This window comes from Pseudomonas chlororaphis, assembly GCF_001921865.1.
Lineage (GTDB): Bacteria > Pseudomonadota > Gammaproteobacteria > Pseudomonadales > Pseudomonadaceae > Aquipseudomonas > Aquipseudomonas chlororaphis_D.
Genome location: NZ_MSCT01000019.1, coordinates 503,786 through 530,421, shown reverse-complemented (window position 1 = coordinate 530,421; position 26,636 = coordinate 503,786). Strand labels below are relative to the sequence as shown.

The following is a 26,636-nucleotide window of genomic DNA, read 5'->3' as shown; positions in this document are numbered from 1 at the left end:
GGGTTTTTTTTTGCCTGCAGAAAAGCCCTGGCACACCTTGCTCGTTCAGTCTGGCAATGGCGCCTTTTCAGCGGTTTCAGGTCCATGCTCATTCAGGGCAGCGCCCAGAATCCCAGGCGGCCGAGGCTTGCCGCCAAACGCAGGCGGGAGGTCTGCCAGTTGCCGAGGGCCTGGATATGTTGCTCCTCGGCACTGGCGTAGGCGGTCAGGGTGTTCAGCAGTTCGATCATGCTGCCGACTCCCGAGCGATAGCGCCCCTGCACCACCTCCAGGCTTTGCCGCGACTGCTCGACCAACTCGCGGGTGCGCCTCAGGCTGCGGGTTTCCGTGCTCAGTGACTGGTAGTTGCTCCAGACCTCCAGCGATACCTGCTGCTCGGTATCGGCCAGCTCCAGCTGGCTGGCCTCCTGGCGGGCCAGGGCATTTCGTACCTGATAGTTACGCTCGAAGCCTTCGAACAGGGGGATCTTCAGTTGCAGGCCGATGCTGCGATCGTACTCGCGGGTATCGCCATTGAGCGTCAGCGATTGATCGTTATGGTTGCGTGCCAGGTTGGCGGTCAGCGCCAGGCTCGGTCGGCCCATCGCGCGGCTTTCCGCCACCGCGGCCCCCGCGGCCTGCAACCGCGCCTGGGCGGCAAGCAATGCCGGATGTTCGCGTCGGGCCTCGGCGAGCAGCTCGTCGATGGCCTTGACGAAACTGGTATCGGGCAGGGTTTCCAGATCGCTGGCCAGGCGCAGAGGCGTGTCTGGTGGTTGGCCCATGCGTAGCGCGATGACGCCAAGGGCGCTGCGCAGAGCTCCCTCGACACGGACCTGACGCAGGCTCGCCTCGGACAAGGCGGTTTGCGCCTGCAAGCGATCGGAAAGCGCGGCGACGCCGGCCTTGTACTTGGCATCGGCGGCTTCGAGATTCTGTTCCGCCAGTACCGTCACCTGTCGCGAGGCCGTCAGGCTGCGTTGCGCGGCGAGGGCATCGTAGTAGGCCTGGGCGGCGAGGGCGAAGCCGTTCTGCAGCGTCATCTCCTGGCTGGCGATGGCTGCCAGCAAGAGCTGCTGGGCGTTGTTCAGGGCGGCGCTGCGCCGACCGAAGTCAAACAGTACCCAACTCAGTTCGAGATTGGCCCCACGGCGTCGGCGCTGACCGTCGATGGAGTGCCCGGGCAGGTCTCGGTAATCGACGCGGGTATCGCTCCGGCTGCTTTCCAGGCGTCCGTCGAGGCGCGGCAGGAAGGCCGAGCGGGCGATCCCGACTTGCGCGGCCTGCACCTTGGCATTGGCCCAGGCGAGACGGGTCTGCGGGTCGTGACAGAGCATTCGTTCGATGGCCTGCGCCAAGGTCAGTTCGGCCGGCAACGACCCGGAGACGCACAGCTGGCCGCCGGTCCCAAGGTCGTACACGACAGGCTCGGCGGTACCGAATACGTCCGGTTCGGCGGTGGCAAAGGGGGCGCTGCCCAGAAGGCAGAGCAGCAGACAGACCGGCCCACGCATCAGGCTTGCCCCTGCGCCGCCATGGCCTGGCGTTCGGCCAGGCTCTCGGCGGTTTCGTCCAGCACTATCTTGCCTTGGCCGAGGACCACGACCCGGTCCGCAGAGGCAATGGTCTCCGGACGGTGGGCGACCATGATGCGGGTGATACGCAGCGCACGGATGGCGGCATTCACCCGTTGTTCGCAATGGACATCGAGGTGGCTCGTCGCCTCGTCGAGAAAGAGAATTTTTGGTTTCTTGTACAACGCCCGGGCCAGCATGACCCGCTGTTTCTGGCCACCTGAAAGCACTGTGCCCATCTCGCCGATCAGGGTGTTGTAGCCCATCGGCATGGCCTGGATGTCGTCATGGATAGCGGCCATCTGCGCGCACTGGATCAGCCACGGCATGTCCACCTGCGGGTCGAAGAAACCGATGTTTTCGCTGAGCGAGCCGGCAAACAGCACATCGTCCTGCAAGACCGTGGCAACCCGTTCGCGCAGCCCATCCAGGCCCAGTTGCGAGAGCTCCAGGCCAGCCACGCGGACCTGCCCTTCATTGGCCGGCAGGATGCCGAGCAGAACGTTGAACAGGGTGCTCTTGCCGCAGCCCGAAGGGCCGACGATGGCCACCGATTCACCTGCGCCGATCTGTAGGTCGACGCCGTCGAGCACCCACGGCTCCTGGTCCGAGTAACGATAGCGCAGGCCCTGTATCTCGATGCCCGCTTCGCGTTCGTCGAGGCTGCCCGGGTCCAGATTGCCGTGGTTGTTTTCCGCGGGCTGAAGGACGATATCGGCCAGGCGCTCGCCCTGCAGTTGCAGCATGCGCAGCTCGAAGAACTTGTCTATCAGGCTGCCGACGCGGTCATCGAACTGCGACTTGTAGGCGTTGAAGGCCATCAGTACGCCGACGCTGAATTGGCCGTCCATTACCATGGTCGCACCGAGCCAGATCACTAGCAGGTTCTCCACGCCGAACAGCAGGCCATTCATCTGTTGATAGAGCAGTTGCAGTTTCTGCGTGCGCAGGCCGGCGTTGATCTGCTCCACCAGCAGGCCGAGCCACACTGCGCGGCGCTCGTCCTGGCGCTGGAACAGCTTCAACGGACGGATGCCGCGCACTGTTTCCAGGAAGTGGCTCTGCTGGCGCGCGGCGTGCACGATCTGCTCTTCGGTGGCATTGCGCAGCGGGCGGTACCAGATCCAGCGGCCCAGGGCATAGAGACTCATGGAGGCAAGAGCAATGGCCGCCAGCGGTGGGCTGTAGAGCAGCATCATGCCCAGGGTGGCGGCGGTCATCAGGCCGTCCAGCACGGCTGAGAGAAAGGCTGCGGTGAGGGTCTGCTGGATGTTGCCCACTGCGCCGAAGCGCGAAACCACGTCGCCCAGATGGCGCTTCTCGAAATACTGGATGGGCAGGCGCAGCAGATGGCTGAATACGTTGGCCTGCCACTGCACGCCGAGCAGGGTGCTCATGTGCATCATGACCCAGGCGCGCACCCCACTGACCGCCTGTTGCATCAGTAGCAGCAGGCCGAAGCCCATGACCAGGGTACTGAGCAGGTCGCGGTCTGCGCTGACGATCACGTTGTCGATCGTCCATTGCAGGAAGAACGGGCTGACCAACGAGAACACCTCGAGCGCGCCGGCCAGCAACAGAACCTGAGCCAGCGAACGGTAGAGCCCGGTGACCTTGCCCAGCATGCCCAGCAACTTGATCCGCGGCGGCGCTTGTTGCTTCTCGAAGCCGCTGTCCGGCCAGAACTCCACCGCGACGCCGGTGAAGCTTTGCGAGAACTCTGCCAGGCTCACCCGGCGCAGCCCGTGAGCGGGATCGTGGAGCAAGGCGCCGCGGGCGTCGATCGCCTTCAGTACGACGAAATGATTGAAATTCCAGTGCAGCACGCACGGCAGCTTGAGCTTGCCCAGATCGCCGAGATCCAGCTTCACCGCGCGGGTTCCCAGTTGCAGGCGGTGCGCGGTCTGGATCAGTTGCTTCAAGGCGATGCCCTTGAGCGACACGCTGAAGTGCCGGCGCAGTTCCATCAGGTTGGTATGGTAGCCGTGGTAGCCGGCAATCATTGCCAGGCAGGCCAGGCCGCATTCGGTGGCTTCGGTTTGCAGTATCAGCGGCAAGCGTCTCGTCAGGCGCAGGGCGAGGGTGTCGAGAAATACCATGCTGGCGCTTCCTAAAGTTTGCCGGTCAGGCTGTAGAGCGGTTCCAGCACCCATTCATATAAATGTCGGGTGTCCTGGAGAATGTCCGCGTCGAGCAGCATGCCGCTCTGCAACGGCCGAGGCTGCCCGTAGGCGGTGGCCGCTTGTTGGTCGAGGCTGACGCGCAAGCGGTACAGCTGCTCGCCGTCCTGGCCCAGTCCCGGCACACCACCGATCATGCTGGACAGTTCGGCCAGCGACACGCTAGTGCGGGAGATCGATTGCACCTGGCCGTGGTACTGGCCGAACTTCTGGTAGGGGTAGGCCTGATAGCGGATCAGCACCGAGTCTCCTGGCTTGATGAAACCAATGGACTTGCTCGGGGCGTAGAGCTCCGCCTGCAGGGGGCTGTCGGCTGGCACGATACTCAGCAGCGGACGTGAGCTGTCCACGGTCTGGCCCGCTTCGGCGAGCACGGCAGTGGCGATCCCGGTTTCCGGGGCGATGATCAGCAGCGTGCGTTTGGCCTCGCTTTCCGCCAGGTCCTGCTCCAGGGTCGAAAGCTGGCGACGGATTTCCGCGAGCTGGTTCGCCTGGCGTGCCGGCAAGCCTGCTAGTTCGTTGCGGCGTTCGGTGGACTGCTGTTGCAGGGACGTGCGCTCACGTTCCAGGCCTTGCAGGGTCTGGCGCTGGCCGAGGAGTTCGGCCTGGCGCTGTTGCAACTGGTCCATGGAAATGTAGCCCTTGTCCATCAGTCCCTGGTAACGCTCGACGGCATCGCTGGCCAGCGCCAGCAGGCGCTGTTGGCTATCGGTTTGCGCAAAGAGGGTGGCGAGCTCGCGTTGTAGGCTGGACACCTTGCTGGTCAGGCTGTCGCGCTCGTCCGCCTGTAGGCGGCGGATCTTCTCGAGCTCGTCGCGCAGGGAGTCGCGACGTTGTTCGAGCGTGCGACTGATACCAGCTTGTACCGGCCCTGCGTCGCTGCCGTAGCGTTCGCTGGAGAGAATCATCAGGCGTTCCCCGCGTTTCACCCTCTGGCCTTCATGGACAAACTTCTCCAGCACGATGCCCGGTTGTGGAGCATGCACCTTGACCTGGCCGTTGGCCGGGACCAGTTGGCCGCTGACGGTGCTGCGCTTGGTGTAGCTGCCGAGTAGGAAAAATCCGACGACCATCAAAGCCATTGCTGTCGCCAGCAGCGTCAGGAACGAGAAGGAAACGGGACGGATCAGAACGATCTCGCCCAGTCCGCTGGCATGTTGCGCGTCGAGCGCCTCCTGGCGGAACAAGGCCATTTGGGTCATCGGGGGAACGTCCTGTCATTGAGCATGTAAGTTCGGTGGTTATGAGGAGGCGAGAATATGTAATTAGGGTTGCTATCAATCAGTGGGGTTGTTTCTGTAAGAGGGTTGCGTAGTTGGCAGACGCTCTGTTAGGGAATTGCTTTTCTGTTGTACTGGTTAGTCGTGAGGAGAACTTATGTCTTTAATGCCTTTGGCCTAGGATGGCGTCCATATTGGTTTTGTATAGGTGAGTTAGGTATGGACAGTCTTTGCTTTTAGTTTCTTATGCTAGGGTGATGTGTTTGAGAGGTACTGTTGGCTTCTGTCTTTCGATGCCTAACGATATCTCGGTTGGAAGTAGTCTTTTATACAGCGTGATCCGTGAGTTGAGTTATGCCGCACTTGATTATGTAGAGATCACAATCGGTCATTAGTAACCATGATCTATTGTGGCGAAAAGATGAAGGCGTCTACCTGTTACAGCTGGGTAGACGCACAGGGGTAGATCAGACCTTCGAATTGCCGAACAGGATACGGCCTGCTTCAACCGCAATGTCGACGGCACGGTCAGGGCCTACAAAGGCGCCGCCGATTAAACCGCCGAGACCGCCGAGAACCGTTCCGTAGAGCATACCGACACCGGCGGCGATACCGCCGACGATCCAGCCGCCGGCACTTGCGCCGAATTTGCCGCCGGCGATGGCGCCGACCCAGCTACCTCCAATGGCGCCGATCGCACTGCCGGCGATCGACTCCTGTAACGAGAGGGCTCCGGAAACAGCTTCAATCTCACTGCTGGTTAGTTCTTTCATCTGTTCTACCTTTTTTAGAAGGGAAAGTAGTGATGTCTTACCTACTTGAGAGTTTCCCGGGGAGCAGCAAACCCTGCATCTTCTATATGAGCGTTAAGGTGAGGCTTGAGTATTAGCGCCACCAGGAGGTAGGAATGCCTGGACGCCCTTCAATCGACCCTTGGGTGACAGGCCTCCAGAATATGCAGCCTGTTGGGGGAACTGTTGGTGTGATACCCACTACCTTATCCTTATTGAAGCCGAACTCCGGTATTGCCGGTGACAACTCATTAGTAGCACCACTGATATATCCAATTTCCATTTCGTTCAGTTCTTTCATGAGTAGTCTCACTGTGTTGGGTGATGTTTGGATTGAATGCGATGCAACTGCATTCGATGCAAATAATTGCGTAAAAAATATCCATGAAGAAATCAGAAAAGACTGAGATGCCGTCCTCCTGAATCTGATGAGGTGTGCAATCCCATACTGAATTTATTGATATGCCGAGGATTATCGACTGAAGAAAACCCTGCGGATTTCCCATTGCTCGGGGTCGGTGTGGTAACTGCGGCGCAGGTCAGAATGGTCTTTTGAATCCTCTGGATATTCTGTAGCCTTGCGCAGCTTCGACACTATCCGTGCCTGATGAACTCACTCTCCCGGCGGGGCCCTGAACGGTCCGGAGCCGGTGGTATACTCGACTTTCGCGCCTAGGCGCCTGCAGGTCTTGCGAACATGACGCAAATTTCCGAACGCCTTCTGGTTCAAGCCCATCTCGACGCCAAGCAGCCGAAACCGCTCAGCGCTGCCGAGGAGGCTCATTACCGTGCTGCCATCGCCGCCGAGCTCAAGGCTCAGGATGCGGTATTGGTGGCGCATTTCTACTGTGACCCGGTGATTCAGGCCCTGGCCGAAGAAACCGGCGGCTGTGTATCCGACTCCCTGGAAATGGCCCGTTTCGGCAACGCTCACCCGGCCAAGACCGTGGTGGTCGCTGGGGTAAAATTCATGGGCGAGACGGCGAAGATTCTCAACCCCGAGAAGCGTGTGCTGATGCCCACGCTGGAAGCGACCTGCTCCCTCGACCTGGGATGCCCGGTGGACGAGTTCTCGACGTTCTGCGACCAGCACCCGGAACGTACCGTCGTGGTCTACGCCAATACCTCGGCCGCGGTCAAAGCACGTGCCGACTGGGTCGTGACCTCCAGTTGCGCGCTGGAGATCGTCGAGAGCCTGATGGATAACGGCGAGACCATCATCTGGGGACCGGACAAGCACCTGGGAACCTATATTCAGCGCCAGACCGGTGCCGATATGCTGCTGTGGGACGGCGCCTGCATCGTCCACGAGGAGTTCAAGTCCAAGCAGCTGGAAGACATGAAGGCGCTCTATCCCGATGCGGCCATTCTGGTTCACCCGGAGTCGCCGACTTCGGTGATCGAACTGGCGGACGCGGTGGGCTCCACCAGCCAGCTGATTGCCGCTGCGCAACGCCTGCCGAACAAGACGCTGATCGTGGCCACCGACCGCGGCATTTTCTACAAGATGCAGCAGCTGTGCCCGGACAAGGTGTTTATCGAAGCGCCTACGGCGGGTAACGGCGCGGCTTGCCGCAGCTGTGCCCATTGCCCATGGATGGCCATGAACACCCTGGAGCGCACCCTGCAGTGCCTGCGTGAAGGCAGTAACGAGATATTCGTGGACCCGGCGTTGATTCCCCAGGCGATCCGGCCACTCAAGCGCATGCTCGATTTCACCCAGGCTGCGCGGATGAAGTTGGCGGGCAATGCCTGATCATTGCTGACAGCACAAAAAACGCCCCGACGGTTCGGGGCGTTTTTGTTGGTGGCTGGCTACTTTTTCTGTTTGGGGATACGCACGATCTGGCTGGAGGAGTAGATGTCGTGCCAGCTGCGTTGCTGTTTGTCGATCAGGACCCAGAGGAAACCCAGCCCGGCGCACAGCCAGGACGCGATCGAAACCATGAAACGCAAGAGCGCTTGCCACAGGCTGATGCGACTGCCGTCGGCGTTCTGCACGCGTATGCCCCAGACTTGCATGCCCAAGGTCTGCCCGGAATGGGTCCAGAACTTGGCGAAGAAGGCGAACAGCACAAACAACAGGACGGTCGAGTAGAGGGGGTCGCCATCCAGGGCGCCGGACTCGGTCAGGGCGCGCATCCGCGTTTCGCCGAGGATCTGCAGTTGGATCATTTTATAGATGCCGCCTGTGACAATCAGCAAGGCGGTGCACAGCAGGAAATCGTAGAACATCGCTGCCAGACGGCGGCCCAGACCAGCAGCGGGAAATTCGCCCTGGGGGCTCAGCAAGGGTTTCGACATGGCAGGGCTCCAAGAAAAAGAAGCCATATTACGGAATTGCGCGCACAAAAAAGCCCCTGATGTCAGCATCAGGGGCTTTTTCGTTACAGACGATCAGCCTTCAGCTTGTACTTCGTCAGCCTGCATGCCTTTTTGGCCCTGCACAGCGATGAAGGTTACTTTCTGGCCTTCTTTCAGGCTTTTGAAGCCGTTGCCCTGAATGGCGCGGAAATGCACGAACAGATCCGGACCGCTTTCTGGAGTGATAAAACCAAAACCTTTCTCGTCGTTAAACCACTTGACGGTACCGCTCTGACGTTGGGACATTTCTTATTTCCTTTGACGCTAAAAAATTAATGACAGTCTCTTTCTCATGAAAGAGTACTGGGCTGGGTTGCAGGAAAGTAAGAGACGTCGAACGGGTGTAGCAAACTTGTTGGCTACTGCCCAGGTCACGATTCCAAGCGACCCATGCAAACACAGTGGGGAAACTCTACGCCAACTATGGGAGAAAATACAAGCCCTGCGAAACACCCGGTTTTGTTCAGCCTGGCGGCTGTTTGCCGGTACTAGCCGTTCGCCCTTATTCGATAGAGTTGTTCAATTGTTTTCAGCTGTTATAAGGCAAGTTCAATATCGAAGAAATGCACTGTTTTATGGCGGTTGCGTTACAGATTAGTGCACTTTTAACGCAACCGCGTTACTTAAGGAAACAGCTACTCAACCTCGATAATAGCGTTGTGCAACGAATGGCATTTTGCTTACAAGCATTGGCACCTTTTTCCCACGAACAATTGCCCAGACTGGCGTATCGAGTGCGACATAGGCGCTATCGAGGTAACCCATCGCCAACGGACCGCCCAGGGTCGGCCCAAAGCCGCCGCTGCAGACGCTACCGATCACAGTGCCTGCTTCATCGACGATTTCCGCGCCTTCACGCACCGGGGTACGTTCCTGGGGCAGCAGGCCCACGCGCTTGCGGCTCACCCCCTTGAGTTGTTGGGCGAACACCTGTTCGGCGCCGGGAAAACCGCCGGCCCGTACGCCATCGGCGCGGCGCGGCTTGGAGATGGCCCACAGCAGGCTGGCTTCGATCGGCGTGGTCTGGCTGTTCATGTCGTGGCCATACAGGCACAGGCCGGCTTCCAGGCGCAGCGAGTCGCGTGCGCCGAGGCCGATGGCGGCCACTTCCGGCTCGGCCAGCAGGGCGCGGGCCAGTGTTTCGGCCGCGGCGGCCGGTACGGAGATTTCGAAACCGTCTTCACCGGTGTAGCCCGAACGGCTGACAAAGCAGTCCTCGCCCAGCAGCTTCACGCGGGTGAATTGCATGAAGGTCATTTTCGCCACTTCCGGCGCCAGGCGCGCCAGAACGGTGACGGCCGCCGGACCTTGCAGGGCGAGCAGGGCCCGCTCCTCGAACAGCGGCTCGATGCGGCATGCCTGGCCGATGTGCTGGCGCAGATGGGCCAGGTCCTGATCCTTGCAGGCGGCGTTGACCACCAGGAACAGCTCGTCGTTACCCAGGTTGGCGACCATCAGGTCGTCGAGGATGCCACCGCTTTCGTTGGTGAACATGGCATAGCGCTGCATGCCCACGGGCAGGTCGATGATGTCTACCGGCACCAGGGTTTCCAGGGCCTGGGCGGCGTTGGCGCCGGTCAGGCGGATCTGCCCCATGTGCGAGACGTCGAACAGGCCGGCCTGCTCGCGGGTGTGCTGGTGTTCCTTCATCACGCCCAGCGGGTATTGCACGGGCATGTCGTAGCCGGCGAACGGCACCATGCGCGCGCCGAGCTCGAGGTGCAGCGCATGCAGCGGGGTCTTCAACAGTATTTCGGTGGACATGTTCAGCTCCTGGTAAACGTGAGATGCGCGTGTGCCGGCATCAGCACTCGATAATGTTGACTGCCAAACCGCCGCGGGCGGTTTCCTTGTATTTGCTTTTCATGTCGGCGCCGGTCTGGCGCATGGTGCGAATGACCTTGTCGAGGGACACGAAATGTTGCCCGTCGCCCCGCAAGGCCATGCGCGCCGCGTTGATCGCCTTGACCGAGCCCATGGCGTTGCGCTCGATGCAGGGCACCTGCACCAGGCCACCGATGGGGTCACAGGTCAGGCCGAGGTTGTGTTCCATGCCGATCTCGGCGGCGTTTTCCACTTGTTGCACGGTGCCGCCGAGGACTTCGCACAAGGCGCCGGCCGCCATCGAACAGGCGACGCCGACCTCGCCCTGGCAGCCGACTTCGGCGCCCGAGATAGAGGCATTTTCCTTGTACAGAATGCCGATGGCGGCGGCGGTCAGCAGGAAGCGCACCACCCCGTCTTCGTTGGCGCCGGGGATGAAGCGCATGTAGTAGTGCAGCACCGCCGGGACGATGCCGGCGGCGCCATTGGTGGGCGCGGTGACCACACGCCCGCCGTTGGCGTTTTCTTCGTTGACCGCCAGGGCGTACAGGTTGACCCAGTCCAGTACCGACAGCGCGTCGCGCAAGGCCGCTTCGGGGTGCTTGCACAGCTGGCGGTAAAGGGCGGCCGCGCGGCGCTTGACCTTCAGGCCGCCGGCCAGGACGCCTTCGTTGCGACAGCCCGCGTCCACGCAGTCCTGCATCACCTGCCAGATACTCAGCAGGCCGGCGCGGGTTTCCGCTTCCGGACGCCAAGCGTTTTCGTTGGTCATCATCACCTGGCTGATGGACAGCCCGTAGGTAGCGCAATGGCCGAGCAAGTCCTTGGCGCTCTTGAAGGGGAAGGTCAGTTTTGTGGTGTCTTCGACGATGCGGTCGGCCCCCGCGGCGTCCTCGTCGACCACGAAACCGCCGCCTACCGAGTAGTACTCGCGGCTGCGGACTTGCAGGCCGGCGGCGTCGAAGGCGCGAAAGATCATGCCGTTGGGGTGATAGGCCAGGGGCTTGCGGATCATCGCCAGGTGTTCTTTCTCGTTGAACGCGATGAGGCGTTCGCCGAGCAGGTTGAGCTGGCCGCTGCTGCGTATTTCCTGCAGGCGGGCCGAGATGTTTTCAGTGTCCACGGTATCCGGGTGTTCACCTTCCAGACCCAGGAGCACGGCCTTGTCGCTGCCGTGGCCCTTGCCGGTGGCGCCGAGCGAGCCGTACAGCTCGACCTTGACGCAGGTGGTGGCAGCCAGCAGCTCGTCGCGCCGCAGACCCTCGACGAAGCGCGCGGCTGCGCGCATCGGACCGACGGTGTGGGAGCTGGAGGGACCGATGCCAATCTTGAACAGGTCGAACACGCTCAGGGACATGTTGGTTCTCCGGTTTCTTATTGTGTGGATCGGCACGCAGGGGGAAACGGATGGTGCATTTGCGCGTCGAGCGCCTTGGCGCTCATCGCGAGCAAGCTCGCTCCTACAAGGTATACGCAGAAACTGTAGGAGCGAGGCTGGCCCGCGATGGACGGCTAGGCCGTCTTACGCGTCCTGGTAGCTTTCGATCGACGGGCAGGCGCAGACCAGGTTGCGGTCGCCGAACACGTTGTCGACCCGGCCCACAGGCGGCCAGTACTTGCCTTCGACCAGCGAGGCCACCGGGTACACCGCCTGTTCGCGGCTATAGGGGTGCGACCATTCACCGACGATTTCCGCCGCGGTGTGCGGGGCGTTTTTCAGCGGGTTGTCGTCCTTGTCCAGGCTGCCGTTTTCCACCGCGCGGATTTCTTCGCGGATGCGGATCATGGCGTCGCAGAAGCGGTCCAGTTCTTCCCTGGATTCGCTTTCGGTCGGCTCGATCATCAGGGTGCCAGCTACCGGGAACGACATGGTCGGGGCGTGGAAGCCGAAGTCGATCAAGCGCTTGGCGACGTCGTCGACGCTGATGCCGCTGCTGTCCTTGAGCGGGCGCAGGTCGAGGATGCACTCGTGGGCCACCAGGCCGTTGCTGCCGGTGTAGAGCACCGGGTAGTGCTCCTCCAGGCGCCGGGAGATGTAGTTGGCATTGAGGATCGCCAACTGCGAGGCGCGCTTGAGGCCTTCGCCGCCCATCATGCGGATGTACATCCAGGTGATCGGCAGGATGCTCGCGCTGCCGAACGGCGCGGCGCAGACCGCGCCTTCCTTGCGCTCCATGGCCGCGTGGCCAGGCAGGAACGGCGCCAGGTGCGACTTGACGCCGATCGGGCCGACGCCCGGGCCGCCGCCGCCGTGGGGAATGCAGAAGGTCTTGTGCAGGTTCAGGTGCGACACGTCGCCGCCGAACTTGCCCGGGGCGCAGAGGCCGACCATGGCGTTCATGTTGGCGCCGTCGATGTACACCTGGCCGCCGTTGTCGTGAATGATGCCGCAGATTTCGCGGATGCCTTCCTCGAACACGCCGTGGGTCGACGGGTAGGTGATCATCAGCGCGGCGAGGTGTTCGCGGTGCTCGATGGCCTTGGCCCGCAGGTCTTCGATATCGACGTTGCCGCGGGCATCGCAGGCGGTGACTACCACGCGCATGCCGGCCATGTTGGCGGTGGCCGGGTTGGTGCCGTGGGCGGAGGACGGGATCAGGCAGATGTCGCGACGGTCGTCGCCGCGGCTCTGGTGATAGGCACGGATGGCCAAGAGGCCGGCGTACTCGCCCTGGGAGCCGGCGTTCGGTTGCAGGGACACCGCGTCGTAGCCGGTGGCGGCGCAGAGCATGGCTTCCAGCTCGGAGGTCAGCTGCTGGTAACCGGCGCTTTGCTCGGCCGGGGCGAACGGGTGCAGGGCACCGAATTCGGCCCAGGTGATCGGGATCATTTCGCTGGCGGCGTTGAGCTTCATGGTGCACGAGCCCAGCGGGATCATGGTGCGGTCCAGCGCCAGGTCCTTGTCGGCCAGCTTGCGCAGGTAGCGCATCAGCTCGGTTTCCGAGTGGTAGCGGTTGAACACCGGGTGGCTGAGGATCGCCGACTGGCGCACCAGCGCTGGCGGGATGCGGCTCTGCGCGGTGGTGGCCAGCGCGGCGAAGTCCGGCAGGGCCTGGCCGTCGGCCAGCAGGCTCCAGAGGGTTTCAATATCGGCCTGGCCGGTGGTTTCATCCAGCGACAGGCCGAGGCGCTCGGCGTCGATCACCCGCAGGTTGATACGCTGGGCGCGTGCCTGGTCGTGCAACGCCGCGGTACGCGCGCCGGTGTGCAGGGTCAGGGTGTCGAAGAAACTCTCTTGCTCGACCTTGACCCCCAGTTTGCTCAGGCCCTGGGCCAGGATCGAGGTCAGCTGGTGGATGCGTTGGGCAATCCGGGTCAGGCCTTCGGGGCCGTGATACACGGCGTACATGCTGGCGATGTTGGCCAGCAGGACCTGGGCGGTGCAGATGTTGCTGGTGGCTTTCTCGCGACGGATATGTTGCTCGCGGGTCTGCATGGCCAGGCGCAGCGCCGGCTTGCCGAAACGGTCCACGGAAACGCCGACCAGACGGCCCGGCATGTCGCGCTTGAACGCGTCCTTGGTGGAGAAGTAAGCGGCATGCGGGCCGCCGAAGCCCAGTGGCACGCCGAAGCGCTGGGCGCTGCCGATGGCCACGTCGGCGCCGAATTCGCCCGGCGGGGTCAGCACGGTCAGCGCCAGCAGGTCGGCGGCGACCGCCACCAGGGCATTGGCGGCGTGGAAACGCTCGGTCAGTTGGCGGTAGTCGAACAGGTCACCGTTGCTCGCCGGGTATTGCAGCAGGGCGCCGAAGAAGGCGCTGACATCGCTCAGTTCGCGCTCGTCGCCGACCACCACGTCGATACCCAGCGGCTCGGCGCGGGTACGCAGTACGTCGAGGGTCTGCGGATGGCAGTGGATGGAGGCGAAGAAGACGTGGCTGCCCTTGTTCTTGCTCAGGCGCTTGCAGAAGGTCATGGCTTCGGCGGCGGCGGTGGCTTCGTCGAGCAGGGAGGCGTTGGCGATCGGCAGGCCGGTGAGGTCGCTGATCAGGGTCTGGAAGTTCAGCAGCGCTTCCAGGCGACCCTGGGAAATCTCTGGCTGGTACGGGGTGTAGGCGGTGTACCAGGCCGGGTTTTCCAGGAGGTTGCGCAGGATCGGCGACGGCGTATGGCAGTTGTAGTAGCCCTGGCCGATGTAGGTCTTGAACAGCTGGTTTTTCGCGGCGATGGCCTTGATCGAGGCCAGTGCGTCGGCTTCGCTCTGCCCGGCCGGCAGGTCGAGCACGCTGGTGCCCTTGATGCTGTCGGGAATTACGCTGGCGCTCAGGGCTTCCAGGGAGTCGAAGCCCAGGCTGTTGAGCATGGCTTGCTCGTCGCCGGCGCGGGGGCCGATGTGGCGCGCGATGAATTCGTTGGCGGTGTTCAGGTTTGGCTTGATGCTCATGGCGGCTCCTCAGGCTTCGGCGTTGGCTTTGATCAGGCGGTCGTAGGCGTCCTGATCCAGCAATTGGCCGACAGCGGCGGCGTCCGCGGGAATGAAGCGGAAGAACCAGCCTTCGCCCAGCGGGTCTTCGTTGACCAGTTCCGGGCTGTCTTCCAGGGCCGGGTTGGTGGCGACCACTTCACCGTCCAGGGGCATGTACACACCGCTGGCGGCTTTTACCGATTCCACGGTGGCGGCTTCCGCACCCTTGTCGTAGACCTGCAGCTCCGGCAATTGCACGAACACCACATCGCCCAGGGCGTTTTGCGCGAAAGCCGTGATGCCGACGGTAACGCTGCCGTCGGCTTCGGTACGCAGCCATTCGTGATCTTCAGTAAAACGCAACTCGCTCATGGAAACTCCTCAAGGGGCCAGATTCGTCTGGTGGACGCGATTGAATGCTCATGCGGGGCAGAGCCGAATGGGTAATCCCTTAGCAAAAACGCGGCCAATGTTTATTAGTTGTTATTAATCAATAACTTATGATGATTTTCCGGAAGCTTGATTTTGATAGCTGTAGCGAAATCGCTACAGCTGCATGCCTTGGAAAAAGCCTATGGGGATCAAAGCCTTGCGCAGTGCCTATGAAGAGCGTCTGTAGCGATATCGTTCCGCTGTAGCGCTTTCAGTACAGGTAGAGGTCGCTTTTCGCGCTTTTTTTGTAGGAGCGAAGCTTGCTCGCGATAGCTCTCAAGGACGACGCGGTGCCTCAGCAGTCATGCGGCGTTCTCACGTTCATCGCGAGCAAGCTTCGCTCCTACAAAAGAGCAGTCTGCTTCAGGGCTTGTTGGGGATGCCGTATTTGCGCAGGCGATGGGCGATGGCGGTGTGGGAGGTCTGCAGGCGGCTGGCGAGCTGGCGGGTCGAGGGGTAGTTGACGTAGAGGCCCTCGAGCAGCGCCTTCTCGAACTCTTCGACGGCCTGTTCCAGGCTTTCGACTTCGCTGTCGTTCTGGCGTGCCACCGAGGTGCCGGCGATGTCCAGGTCGCCGATGTCCACCAGGCTGCTTTCGCAGATCGCCGCCGCGCGGAAGATCACGTTCTGCAACTGGCGCACGTTGCCGGGCCAGCGGTTGTCCAGCAGCGCCGGGTAGGTGCCGGGCGCCAGGCGGCAGATCGGGCGCTGGATTTGCGCGCAGGCTTGCTGCATGAAATAGCGCGCCAGCAGCAGGATGTCCTGGCCGCGCTCGCGCAGCGGCGGGACTTCCACATTCAGCACGTTCAGGCGATAGAACAGGTCTTCGCGGAAACTGCCTTCGGCGACCATCTTTTCCAGGTTGCGGTGGGTGGCGCTGAGGATGCGTACATTGACCTTGATCTCGCGGTCGCCGCCGACCCGGCGGAAGCTGCCGTCGTTGAGAAACCGCAACAGCTTGGCCTGCAGGTAAGGCGACATCTCGCCGATCTCGTCGAGAAACACCGTGCCCTGGTTGGCCAGCTCCATCAGCCCCGGCTTGCCGCCGCGCTGGGCGCCGGTAAAGGCCCCGGGGGCATACCCGAACAGCTCGCTTTCGGCGAGGTTTTCCGGCAGGGCAGCGCAGTTCAGCGCGAGGAACGGCGCATTGTGCCGCGCGCTGATGGCGTGGCAGGCGCGGGCCACCAGTTCCTTGCCGGTGCCGGTTTCGCCCTGGATCAGCAGCGGCGCGTCCAGCGCGGCGACACGCTGGGCGCGGGCCTTGAGGGTGCGGATGGCCGGTGATTCGCCGAGCAGGGCGTCGAAACCCTCGGCATGGTCATGGTGCAGCGCCGACAGCCGCTCGCCGATGCGGTTGGGCTGATACAACGTCAGCAGCGCGCCGGCGTCGGTGATCGGCGTAGCGTCCAGCAACAGGGTCTGGCCATTGAGGGTGATTTCCCGCAGGGGCAGGCGAAAACCCTGTTCCAGCAGGGTGTCCAGCAATGCCGGATCGTCGAACAGCTCGGCGACGCTTTCCCCGGCCGGTTCGCGGCCGTAGAGGGCAATCAGCGCCGGGTTGGCCAGCAGCACCTTGCCGGCGCTGTCCAGGGCCAGCACCGGGTCGGTCATGGCCGCCAGCAGGGCATCGAGCTGCAGGTGGCGGCGCTGGCCGGGGAGAATGTCGACCACGGTCACCGCCTGCACGCCGCGCACGCTGAACAGCGCGTCGCGCAATTCTTCCAGCACCTGCGGGCTGAGGGTCGGAGCGTCGATGTAGACGTTGGGGGGAACCATTTCCACCGCATCCAGATTGAGGTTGCGTCCACCGAGCAGGGCCAGGACTTCCTGGGTGATGCCGACGCGGTCGATGAAACTGACGTGGATACGCATGGGGTGGCTGACGGTTCTGGAAAACGGAGGGTGGCAAGTATGCCTTGGCGGGAGGGGTTTGGTGAAATGCGCCGTACGGTCTGCCAGGGCTTGTGTAGGAGCGAAGCTTGCTCGCGATGAGCTTGAGGACGCCGCGGCGGATCAGGCTTCCCGCGTCATCGTCGACGACTTTCGCGGGCAAGCCTCTCTCCTACACGTAAGCGGACAGGGAATCACTCCAGGTGTTCGGGCTTCACCGGGTCGCCGGATTTCATATTCAACTGCACCCGCACATCCTCGAACATCGCGTCGTAGTACTTGTGCAGCGAACCGATGCTGCTCAGGGCCTTGGGAATCCCATAGTTCTCGGCGATTTTCGTCACGTTGCTGGCGAAGTTGTAAGCCTGATCCTTGGGCAGGAAGAACGGTTCGTTGACCTCCTTGCCCTGGATCGTTCCGTGCATTTTGAACTGCATCCCCTTGCCTTCCTTGGGATCTTGCGCGACCTCGTAGTCGATGCAGATGTTGTAGCTGACATCGTCCTTGGTCAGCGCATGTCGCTCGATGTGTAGATGACCGGGTTCGAACTGGGCCATGGCTCTCTCCTTTCAAGGCATGGGACAGGGACAGACTCTGGATCTGCCCCCGGAGTGGCTTTTTTATAGGTAAGTGATGCCCGGTTTGGCCGTGCTGATGCGGGTGCCGGCCTTGCCCTGGACAATCGCCTCGATATCCGAGAGTGAACCGATCACCGCGACTTTTCCAGTGTGGCGGGCGAACTCGCAGGCCGCCTGGACCTTGGGTCCCATAGAGCCGGCGGCGAAGCCGAGTTTTTCCATTTCGTCCGGGTGCGCCTGGGCGATGGCTTTCTGCGACGGCTTGCCCCAGTCGATAAAGGCCGCGTTGACGTCGGTGGCGATCACCAGCAGGTCGGCTTCCAGCTGTTCGGCCAGCAGCGCCGAGCACAGGTCCTTGTCGATGACGGCCTCGATGCCCCTGAGTTTGCCGTCCTCGCCGTACATGGTCGGGATACCGCCACCGCCGGCGCAGATCACGATGCTGCTCTTGTCCAGCAGCCACTTGATCGGGCGGATCTCGAAGATGCGCTTGGGTTTCGGGCTGGCCACCACGCGGCGGTACTTGTCGCCGTCGGGGGCGATGGCCCAGCCTTTTTCCTTGGCGAGTCTTTCCGCTTCTTCCTTGCTGTAGACCGGGCCGATGGGCTTGGTCGGGTTCTGGAACGCGGGGTCCTTGGCGTCGACTTCGACCTGGGTCAGCAAGGTGGCGAAGGGCACTTCGAAGTCCAGCAGGTTGCCCAGTTCCTGTTCGATGATGTAGCCGATCATGCCTTCGGTTTCGGCGCCGAGCACGTCCAGCGGGTACGGCGATACCGAGGTGTAGGCCGCCGCCTGCAACGACAGCAGGCCGACTTGCGGACCGTTGCCGTGGGCGATGACCAGCTGGTTGCCAGGGTGGATCTTGGCGATCTGTTCGGTGGCGATCCGGATATTGGCGCGTTGATTGTCCGCGGTCATGGGTTCACCACGGCGCAGGAGGGCGTTACCGCCCAGTGCAACGACGATACGCATAATGCATTCCTTCCAGAATTCGGTGATCCCGTGGGCGCGCGGCTTGCCGGCGATCGTGTGGTGTCAGGTGTGACGCCATCGCGGGCAAGCCTCGCTCCTACAGATTGGGGGCCGATCGCCAGGCGATCGGCCCCGACGTCGGATTTACAGGTCAGCCAGGGTCGAGACCAGGATCGCCTTGATGGTGTGCATGCGGTTTTCCGCCTGCTCGAAGGCGATGCAGGCCGGCGACTCGAACACGTCGTCGGTGACTTCGATGCCGTTGGCCAGGTGCGGATACTGCTCGGCGATCTGCTTGCCGACCTTGGTGTCGCTGTTGTGGAACGCCGGCAGGCAGTGCATGAACTTGGTCCGCGGGTTGCCGGTGGCCTTCATCAGCTCGGTGTTGACCTGGTACGGCAGCAGTTGCTGGATGCGCTCGGCCCAGGCTTCCACCGGTTCGCCCATGGAGACCCAGACGTCGGTGTGGATGAAGTCGACGCCCTTGACCGCGGCTTTCGGGTCGTCGGTGAGGGTGATGCGGGCACCGCTTTCGGCTGCGTATTTTTTGCAACGCTCGACCAGGTCGTCATGGGGCCACAGGGCCTTCGGCGCGCAGATGCGCACGTCCATGCCGAGCTTGGCGCCCACCAGCAGCAGCGAGTTGCCCATGTTGTTGCGGGCATCGCCCAGGTAGGCGTAGCTGATGTCGTGGATCGGCTTGTCGGCGTGTTCGCGCATGGTCAGCACGTCGGCGATCATCTGGGTCGGGTGGTATTCGTCGGTCAGGCCGTTGAACACCGGGACCCCGGCGAATTTCGCCAGCTCTTCGACGATCTCCTGCTTGAAGCCGCGGTACTCGATGGCGTCGTACATGCGCCCCAGCACGCGGGCGGTGTCCTTCATGCTTTCCTTGTGGCCGATCTGCGACGAGTTCGGGTCGATGTAGGTAACGTTGGCGCCCTGGTCGTAGGCGGCCACCTCGAAGGCGCAGCGGGTGCGGGTCGAGGTCTTCTCGAAGATCAGCGCGATGTTGTTGCCCTTGAGGTGCTGCTGCTCGGTGCCGGTGTACTTGGCGCGCTTGAGGTCGCGGGACAGGTCGAGCAGGTAGCGCAGCTCGCGCGGGGTGTGGTGTTCGAGGCTGAGCAGGTTACGGTTGTGGATATTGAAAGCCATGATGATTCTCCTTCCCGACACTGTGAAAGCTACTGCGCTTGGAAATACTGCGTTAAAAACAGGCTCGGAATGCTCATTTACAACCAGTAGACTCCGCTTCCTCGCCTGTTTTTGCCTTGTCTTTCCTGCGCTCGCTACGCTTTCACAGCGTCGGGTTGTGGTTAATTGATTAGTAGTCGATCGGGTCGCGCACGATCGGGCAGGTCATGCAGTGGCCGCCGCCGCGGCCGCGGCCCAGTTCGCCGGCGCTGATGGTGATCACTTCCACGCCGGCCTTGCGCAGCAGGGTGTTGGTGTAGGTGTTGCGGTCATAGCCGATGACCACGCCCGGTTCCAGGGCCACCACGTTGTTGCCGTCGTCCCACTGCTCGCGCTCGGCGGCGAAGCTGTTGCCGCCGGTTTCCACCACGCGCAGTTGCTTGAGGTTCAGGGACTCGGCCACGACGTCGAGGAAGGATTTGTTCTCCCGTCGCACGTCCATGCCATAGGGCTTGCTGCTGTCAGGGCGGATGACGAACGGCACGATTTCCTTGACCACTTCCGGGAAGACCGTGACCAGGTCGCGGTCGCAGAAGCTGAACACGGTATCCAGGTGCATCGCCGCGCGGGATTTCGGCAGGCCGGCCACTACCACTTTTTCCACCGCGCCCTTGGCGAACAGGGATTGCGCGAGCTGGCCGATGGCCTGGCGCGAGGAGCGCTCGCCCATGCCGATCAGCACCACGCCATTGCCGATCGGCATGACGTCACCGCCCTCGAGAGTGGCCTGGCCGTGATCCTTGTCCGGGTCGCCGTACCAGATGTCGAATTCGGCGTGGGTGAACTCGGGGTGGAATTTATAGATGGCGCTGGCCAGCAGGGTTTCCTGGCGGCGGGCTGGCCAGTACATCGGGTTCAGCGTCACGCCGCCATAGATCCAGCAAGTGGTGTCGCGGGTGAACTGGGTGTTGGGCAACGGCGGCAGCAGGAAGCTGGAGTGGCCCAGGTAGTCGCGGTACATCTTGATCACGCTGGCGCCTTCGCTTTCCGGCAGGTCCTCGCCGGCCACGCCGCCGATCAGGAACTCGGCGAGCTTGCGCGGCTCCAGGCCTTCGAGCCAGCTGCGCACTTCGTTGGTCAGGCCGACGCCGACGGTGTCGGGGGTGATCTTGCGATCCAGGATCCATTTCAGGGCTTCGGGGTTCTGGATGGTATCGGTCAGCAGGTTGTGCATTTCCAGGACTTCGATCCCGCGCTCGCGCATTTTGGTGACGAAGTCGAAATGGTCGCGCTTGGCCTGGTTGACCCAGATCACATCATCGAACAGCAGTTCGTCGCAGTTGTTCGGAGTCAGCCGCTGATGGGCCAGGCCTGGGGAGCAAACCATGACTTTGCGCAGTTTGCCGGCTTCGGAATGGACGCCGTACTTAACTTTTTCCGTGGTCATTACAGTGATCCTCCAGAGGTAGTAAGAAACACAATCTTGCGATTACAGGGTCAGGAAGCCGTCGTAGAGACCGTAGGCGGCCGCGAGGGCGCCTATGACCACTGCGGCGAAAATCAGCTTCTCGACGTTGGTGAAAATCGGTTTGCCCAACTCCAGCTTGGCCTTGGCGAACAGGATCGCGCCGGGGGCATAGAGCAGGGCGGAGAGCAGCAGGTACTTGACCCCGCCGGCGTACAGCAGCCAGATCGCGTAGACCAGGGCGATGGCGCCGATGAACAGGTCTTTCTTGCGTTCGGCCAGGGCCGCTTCGTAGGTTTCGCCGCGCACCGCCAGCAGCACCGCATAGGCCGCCGACCACAGGTAGGGCACCAGGATCATCGAGGTGGCGAGATAGATCAGCGACAGGTAGGTGCTGGCCGAGAACAGGGTGATGACCAGGAAAATCTGCACCATGGCATTGGTCAGCCACAGGGCGTTGACCGGTACGTGGTTGGCGTTCTCGCGGCGCAAGAACTCCGGCATGGTGTGGTCCTTGGCCGCGGCGAACATGATCTCCGCGCACAGCAGCACCCACGACAGCAGCGCCCCCAGCAGCGAGATGATCAGGCCGACGCTGATCAGCACCGCGCCCCAGTGGCCGACCACATGCTCCAGCACCGCGGCCATCGACGGGTTCTGCAGTTTCGCCAGTTCCGGCTGGGTCATGATGCCCAGCGACAGCACGTTCACCAGCACCAGGAACAGCAGCACGGTGATGAAGCCGATCACGGTGGCCTTGCCCACGTCGGAGCGTTTTTCCGCGCGGGAAGAGAAGATGCTCGCGCCTTCGATGCCGATGAACACCCAGACGGTGACCAGCATCATGTTGCGCACCTGGTTCATCACGCTGCCCAGGTCAGGGTTCTTCATGCCCCAGATATCCGCGGTGAAGATGTCCAGCTTGAAGGCGAACAGCGCGATCAGCACGAACAGCAGCAGAGGCACCACCTTGGCGACCGTGGTCACCAGGTTGATGAACGCTGCTTCCTTGATGCCGCGCAGCACCAAAAAGTGCACGGCCCACAGCAGCACCGAGGCGCCGATCACCGCGGCAGGCGTGTTCCCCTCGCCGAAGATCGGGAAGAAGTAGCCCAGGGTGCTGAACAAGAGTACGAAGTACCCCACGTTGCCCAGCCAGGCACTGATCCAGTAGCCCCAGGCCGACGAGAAGCCCATGTAGTCACCGAACCCTGCCTTGGCGTAGGCGTAAACGCCGCCGTCCAGATCGGGTTTGCGGTTGGCCAGGGTCTGGAACACGAAGGCCAGCGTCAACATACCGACAGCGGTAATGGCCCAACCAATAAGAACAGCGCCTACATCGGCACTTGCTGCCATGTTTTGTGGCAACGAAAAGATCCCGCCACCGATCATCGAGCCGACTACCAAGGCGACTAACGCACCAAGTCGTAGTTTTCCGGGAGTGTCAGACATTGCGTGACTCCATTGCAGGAGAAGAGAGATGTCAGAGTAAATCTGCGCACTGTTCAAACAGCTGACTTAGATCAGGTCATTGCGACATTCCATTGTGAATGAATGACTTAAGCAGTCTTTGCAGTAACGGGAGGTGAGCCTGAAAACACCATTCCAGAGGGCTTTATGAGCCTGGATGACAGGTCTTCTCATTGACGCCAGATTGAAGCTAGTTCGCTTTCTAGAATGTGCAACTGGTTAAAAAGTTATAAGGGCAGTCGAGCGCTGATGGCACTTGGACTTTATCCATATTGAAATTCACATGCATTCAGCATGTTGTGATCGGTGTCATGTCGACGGGGTCGCAAAAGATAAATAATTGACTCTTTTAGTTCGTTGCCACGCTGTGGAAAGTATTTAATTGCATATAGTTTGTTGTCGGACAATTTGACTGGACGCAGAGGTAGGCATGCCACAAACCACGCAAAAACTGCGGCTCGGTGCCCTGATCGCCCTGGTGGTGGGCTCGATGATCGGCGGCGGGATCTTTTCCTTGCCCCAGAACATGGCGGCCCGCGCGGATGCCGGGGCGATCCTGATCGGCTGGGCAATCACCGCGGTGGGCATGTTGACCCTGGCCTTCGTGTTCCAGACCCTGGCCAACCGCAAGCCCGAACTCGACTCGGGGGTGTACGCCTATGCCAAGGCGGGGTTCGGCGACTACATGGGGTTTTCGTCGGCCTGGGGTTACTGGATCAGTGCCTGGCTGGGCAATGTCGGCTACTTCGTGTTGTTGTTCAGCACCCTGGGCTATTTCTTCCCGATCTTCGGCCAGGGCAACACGCCGGTCGCCATCGCCTGCGCCTCGGTGTTGCTGTGGGCCGTGCACTTTTTGGTGCTGCGTGGGATCAAGGAAGCGGCGTTCATCAACCTGCTGACCACCGTGGCCAAGATCGTGCCGCTGGTGATGTTCATCGTGATTGCCGCCGTGGCGTTCAAGGCGGACATTTTCACCCGCGACATCTGGGGGCGCAGCAACCCGAGCTTCGGTGGGGTGATGGACCAGGTGCGCAACATGATGCTGGTCACGGTCTTTGTGTTCATCGGCATCGAGGGCGCCAGCGTCTATTCGGCCCGGGCCGAGAAGCGCGCGGACGTCGGCCGGGCCACGGTGATCGGCTTCGTCGGCGTGCTGGCCCTGCTGGTGCTGGTCAACGTGCTGTCGCTGGGGATCATGAGCCAGCCGGAACTGGCGACCTTGCAGAATCCGTCGCTGGCAGCGGTGCTGGAGCACATCGTCGGGCCCTGGGGCGCGTTGCTGATCAGCGTCGGCCTGGCGGTTTCCCTGATCGGTGCCTTGTTGTCGTGGGCGCTGCTGTGCGCCGAGATCCTGTTCGCCACCGCCCGCGACCGGACCATGCCGGAGTTCCTGCGCCGCGAGAACGCCAACCATGTGCCGGTCAACGCCCTGTGGCTGACCAACTGCATGATCCAGGTGTTCCTGCTGATCACCCTGTTTTCCGCCGGGACCTACACCAGCCTGATCTACCTTGCGTCGTCGATGATCCTGGTGCCTTACCTGTGGTCGGCGGCCTATGCGGTATTGCTCAGCGGGCGGGGCGAGACCTACGAACACGCGTCGGCCGAGCGCATGAAAGACCTGTGCATCGGCGGGGTCGCGCTGTGCTACGCGGTCTGGCTGTTGTACGCCGGCGGGGTCAAGTACTTGCTGTTGTCGGCCTTGCTCTACGCTCCGGGGGTCATCCTCTTCGCCAAGGCCAAGCGCGAGCAGGGCGAGCCGCTGTTCACCGGCATCGAAAAAGGCATTTTCGCCTGTGTGGTGGTCGGCGCGACGCTGGCCGCCTATGGCCTGTACAGCGGCGTGCTGTCGCTGTGAGGCTGGTTTATCGGCCACCTTACGATTGGCCGGCGATGCTGGACTTTCTCCGGATGCGGGCCATCGAAGGGCTGGAGACAGTCAGCGGCGACCGTTATTCGCGCAGCATCAGCTTCGACGGCGGGCACGGCTGGTTCAGCGTGGCCCCGGGCGACAGCGAGGCGCTGGTCCTGACCCTGGATTTTCCCGACCCCCTGGCCAAGGCGCAGATCGTGGCGCGCATTCGTCGTCTGCTGGACCTGGACGCTGACTTGGCACCGATCCATCGGCACTTGTGCGCCGACCCGCTGCTGGCGCGTTTGATCGCTGCCCGTCCGGGGCTGCGCGTGCCCGGCGCCTGGGACGGCTTCGAGCTGGCGGTGCGCGCGGTATTGGGGCAGCAGATCACGGTGGGCGCGGCCATTCGCCTGGCGGGCAAGCTGGTGGCGCAGTACGGCCAGCCGCTGCGTTGCGTGGCGGCGCCGGCGGGCTTGAGCCATGTGTTCCCCGAGCCGGCGCGGATGGCCGGCGCCGACCTGGCGAGCCTGGGCATGCCGCGCAGTCGTGGGCGAACCTTGTCCGGCGTGGCCCAGGCGGTGCTCGACGACCCGCAGCTGTTTGCGCCCAAGGCCGATCTCGAGCACAGCCTGTCGGCCTTGCTGGCGCTGTGGGGCGTTGGCGACTGGACCGCGCATTACGTGGCCCTGCGCCAATTCCGCGAAGCGGATGCGTTTCCCGCGGCCGACGTCGGCCTGCTCAATGCCCTGGCGGCGCTGGAAGGCGGGCCGGTCACGGCTCGTCAGTTGCTGGCCCGCGCCGAAGCCTGGCGCCCCTGGCGCGGTTATGCGGCGCAGCATTTATGGACCGCGTTCGCGGCCCCTTGAACCCATGCCCTGTAGCTGCTGCCGAGCCTGCGAGGCTGCGTACGGTCGCGCAGCGGCCGCAAAATGGGCCACACGGAAATTCAGGGAAACCGAGTGTTCTGGTTTTGCGCCTGCTGCGCAGTCGTACGCAGCCTCGCTACGCTCGGCAGCGGCTACAGGGTTACAGGGCTACGGCAGGCGGCGAGGGCTACCATTGCGCGCGGTGGGCGCCCAGTTCGCTGGCCGGGCGCGCCCATTGCAACGGCGTGCCGCTGATCTGCAACGGCACGTGCAGGCGATGGGCCGGGCCCCAGGGCGTCTGTTCCACCAGCAACCCCTGATCGGCCTGGTCTTCGCCCCGCAGGGCCTCTTCGGCGGCGCCGCTGGAGTGCTCGGTCAACAGCTTCGCGGTCCGTGCCAGGGAGAGCCGCGCGCTGCCGGTGGCCCCGGTTTGCAGCTGGGCGTTGAGGGCCTGGAGCGCGGCGGCGGCCATCAGGTAACCGGTGGCGTGGTCCAGGGCCTGGACCGGCAGCGGTACCGGTTTATCGGCCTGTTGCCAGCGCTGGCCGGCCTCGGCGATGCCGCAGCTCATCTGCACCAGGCTGTCGAAGCCGCGGCGGTTCTGCCAGGGCCCGCTCCAGCCGTAGGCATTCAGGCTCACATCGATCAGCCCCGGGGCAAGGCGCAGGCGCTCGGCGGCGCCGTAGCCGAGGCGTTCCAGGGCATCGCCACGGTAGCCGTGCAGCAGCAGGTCGGCTTCGCCCAGCAGGGCGTCGAATACCTGGCGATCGGCGGCGTCGTGCAGGTTCAGGCGGGCGCAGCGTTTGCCCAGGGTGACTTCCGGGACCACGCCCGGCTCGTTCCAGTGCGGCGGGTCGATGCGCAGCACGTCGGCGCCCAGCCCGGCGAGGAAGCGGCTGGCGATGGGGCCGGCCAGGACCCGAGTCAGGTCCAGCACTTTGATGCCGGCCAAAGGTTGCGCCAGGGTCCCGCTCCATTGCCGCACCGGGCCGTTAGCGGGCGCAGTGAAATGCACCAGCGGCTCGGCATTCACCGCCTGCCCCTGGGGGTGGGCCTGCCAGTCGCCCCAGCTGCGCATCTCGGCCGCGCAGCCGCCGGCCGCGACCACCGCCTGCTCCAGTTCGCCGCTGTGCCACTGGGCGACCCTGGCGGCCATCGCCGGACGATCCGCGACCGGCCCCAGCACCTGTTCGGCCGCCTGGCGATGATGGGGCGCGTTGGTGTGCAGGCGAATCCAGCCGTCGCGGGTGGCGTAGTCGCCGGCGACCGGGTCCCACAACGGCGGCACGCTCCAGCCAAGCGGGCGCAGCGAGGTGGCGAACCAGAAGGAGGCAAGGCGGCGGTCGACGCAGAGCGCCGGTAGGCGCCCGGTCTGGCCGAGCAGCAGTTCGGCCGTGGCCTGGCCGGCCGCGGCGATGCTGGCGCTGGCCAGTTCGGTCACGGCGAAGGCCGAGGGCAGGGCGCCGCTCGAGGTAAACAGGATCGGGGTACGAGGCAAGCCAAGCGCGGCTTGGATAGACGACAGAACATCGGTCATTGCTGGCCCTCCGCAAGAGAGGGGGCAGCATAGAGCAAAAAGGCGAGGCGCCGCAGCCTTGCCACGGCGCACGGACTATTTGTAGGAGCGAAGCTTGCTC

At 62.7% G+C, this 26,636-nt stretch carries 21 protein-coding genes; 4 read left to right on the top strand and 17 right to left on the bottom strand.

Going from position 1 to position 26,636, the window contains the following annotated elements; all coding sequences use genetic code 11:
- Window positions 1–92: 92 nt before the first annotated feature.
- The 4 genes from BTN82_RS22630 to BTN82_RS22615 form a co-directional block, all read right to left on the bottom strand.
- A complete protein-coding gene (locus BTN82_RS22630; RefSeq protein ID WP_075121309.1) occupies window positions 93–1,493 on the bottom strand; it encodes a TolC family protein in 1,401 nt (466 codons plus the stop codon).
- On the bottom strand, window positions 1,493–3,652 hold the full coding sequence (locus tag BTN82_RS22625; protein ID WP_075121308.1) for a peptidase domain-containing ABC transporter: 2,160 nt from the start codon (window positions 3,650–3,652) through the stop codon (window positions 1,493–1,495). The genes BTN82_RS22630 and BTN82_RS22625 overlap by 1 nt, the downstream gene beginning before the upstream one ends.
- An 11-nt stretch (window positions 3,653–3,663) precedes the next feature.
- Entirely contained in the window at window positions 3,664–4,920 is a 1,257-nt protein-coding gene (locus BTN82_RS22620; protein WP_075121382.1) for an HlyD family secretion protein, read from the bottom strand.
- 500 nt (window positions 4,921–5,420) lie between these two features.
- A complete protein-coding gene (locus BTN82_RS22615) occupies window positions 5,421–5,726 on the bottom strand; it encodes a hypothetical protein (RefSeq protein WP_075121307.1) in 306 nt (101 codons plus the stop codon).
- A 134-nt stretch (window positions 5,727–5,860) separates the two neighbouring features.
- Between BTN82_RS22615 and BTN82_RS31205 the strand changes: the two genes are divergently transcribed.
- Both BTN82_RS31205 and nadA read left to right on the top strand, forming a co-directional pair.
- Complete coding sequence (locus BTN82_RS31205) at window positions 5,861–6,151, top strand: hypothetical protein (RefSeq protein ID WP_148169604.1); 291 nt, start codon at window positions 5,861–5,863, stop codon at window positions 6,149–6,151.
- A 290-nt stretch (window positions 6,152–6,441) separates the two neighbouring features.
- On the top strand, window positions 6,442–7,500 hold the full coding sequence (nadA, locus tag BTN82_RS22610; RefSeq protein ID WP_075121306.1) for a quinolinate synthase NadA: 1,059 nt from the start codon (window positions 6,442–6,444) through the stop codon (window positions 7,498–7,500).
- A 59-nt stretch (window positions 7,501–7,559) separates the two neighbouring features.
- Here nadA and BTN82_RS22605 read toward each other — a convergent pair whose 3' ends face one another.
- From BTN82_RS22605 to arcD (BTN82_RS22550), 12 genes are all read right to left on the bottom strand, one after another.
- On the bottom strand, window positions 7,560–8,048 hold the full coding sequence (locus BTN82_RS22605; protein ID WP_075121305.1) for an RDD family protein: 489 nt from the start codon (window positions 8,046–8,048) through the stop codon (window positions 7,560–7,562).
- A 93-nt stretch (window positions 8,049–8,141) separates the two neighbouring features.
- Window positions 8,142–8,354, bottom strand: a complete 213-nt coding sequence (locus BTN82_RS22600; RefSeq protein ID WP_007931076.1) for a cold-shock protein — start codon at window positions 8,352–8,354, stop codon at window positions 8,142–8,144.
- A 393-nt stretch (window positions 8,355–8,747) separates the two neighbouring features.
- Window positions 8,748–9,872, bottom strand: a complete 1,125-nt coding sequence (gene gcvT / locus BTN82_RS22595) for a glycine cleavage system aminomethyltransferase GcvT (RefSeq protein ID WP_075121304.1) — start codon at window positions 9,870–9,872, stop codon at window positions 8,748–8,750.
- 40 nt (window positions 9,873–9,912) lie between these two features.
- A complete protein-coding gene (locus BTN82_RS22590) occupies window positions 9,913–11,289 on the bottom strand; it encodes an L-serine ammonia-lyase (RefSeq protein WP_075121303.1) in 1,377 nt (458 codons plus the stop codon).
- 165 nt (window positions 11,290–11,454) lie between these two features.
- Entirely contained in the window at window positions 11,455–14,316 is a 2,862-nt protein-coding gene (gene gcvP, locus BTN82_RS22585) for an aminomethyl-transferring glycine dehydrogenase (RefSeq protein ID WP_075121302.1), read from the bottom strand.
- Between the two features lie 9 nt (window positions 14,317–14,325).
- Window positions 14,326–14,709, bottom strand: a complete 384-nt coding sequence (gcvH, locus tag BTN82_RS22580; protein ID WP_075121301.1) for a glycine cleavage system protein GcvH — start codon at window positions 14,707–14,709, stop codon at window positions 14,326–14,328.
- Window positions 14,710–15,132: 423 nt separating this feature from the next.
- The gene (locus BTN82_RS22575) at window positions 15,133–16,641 is read right to left on the bottom strand and encodes a sigma-54-dependent transcriptional regulator (protein WP_075121300.1); all 1,509 of its coding nucleotides are present in this window, start codon (window positions 16,639–16,641) and stop codon (window positions 15,133–15,135) included.
- 212 nt (window positions 16,642–16,853) lie between these two features.
- Complete coding sequence (locus BTN82_RS22570) at window positions 16,854–17,216, bottom strand: DUF5064 family protein (RefSeq protein ID WP_075121299.1); 363 nt, start codon at window positions 17,214–17,216, stop codon at window positions 16,854–16,856.
- Between the two features lie 63 nt (window positions 17,217–17,279).
- Entirely contained in the window at window positions 17,280–18,209 is a 930-nt protein-coding gene (arcC, locus tag BTN82_RS22565; RefSeq protein ID WP_075121298.1) for a carbamate kinase, read from the bottom strand.
- 144 nt (window positions 18,210–18,353) lie between these two features.
- On the bottom strand, window positions 18,354–19,364 hold the full coding sequence (locus BTN82_RS22560) for an ornithine carbamoyltransferase (protein WP_075121297.1): 1,011 nt from the start codon (window positions 19,362–19,364) through the stop codon (window positions 18,354–18,356).
- A 169-nt stretch (window positions 19,365–19,533) separates the two neighbouring features.
- Window positions 19,534–20,790 carry an arginine deiminase gene (arcA, locus tag BTN82_RS22555; RefSeq protein ID WP_075121296.1) on the bottom strand — a complete coding sequence of 419 codons (1,257 nt, stop codon included), beginning with the start codon at window positions 20,788–20,790 and terminating at the stop codon, window positions 19,534–19,536.
- 42 nt (window positions 20,791–20,832) lie between these two features.
- Window positions 20,833–22,260 carry an arginine-ornithine antiporter gene (arcD, locus tag BTN82_RS22550; RefSeq protein WP_075121295.1) on the bottom strand — a complete coding sequence of 476 codons (1,428 nt, stop codon included), beginning with the start codon at window positions 22,258–22,260 and terminating at the stop codon, window positions 20,833–20,835.
- 448 nt (window positions 22,261–22,708) lie between these two features.
- Here arcD (BTN82_RS22550) and arcD (BTN82_RS22545) point away from each other — a divergent pair, with 448 nt between their 5' ends.
- A complete protein-coding gene (arcD, locus tag BTN82_RS22545) occupies window positions 22,709–24,136 on the top strand; it encodes an arginine-ornithine antiporter (RefSeq protein WP_075121294.1) in 1,428 nt (475 codons plus the stop codon).
- A 35-nt stretch (window positions 24,137–24,171) separates the two neighbouring features.
- Entirely contained in the window at window positions 24,172–24,999 is an 828-nt protein-coding gene (locus BTN82_RS22540) for a DNA-3-methyladenine glycosylase family protein (protein ID WP_261793010.1), read from the top strand.
- A gap of 187 nt (window positions 25,000–25,186) precedes the next feature.
- Here BTN82_RS22540 and BTN82_RS22535 read toward each other — a convergent pair whose 3' ends face one another.
- The gene (locus tag BTN82_RS22535; RefSeq protein WP_075121292.1) at window positions 25,187–26,536 is read right to left on the bottom strand and encodes a CoA transferase; all 1,350 of its coding nucleotides are present in this window, start codon (window positions 26,534–26,536) and stop codon (window positions 25,187–25,189) included.
- Window positions 26,537–26,636 lie beyond the last annotated feature (100 nt).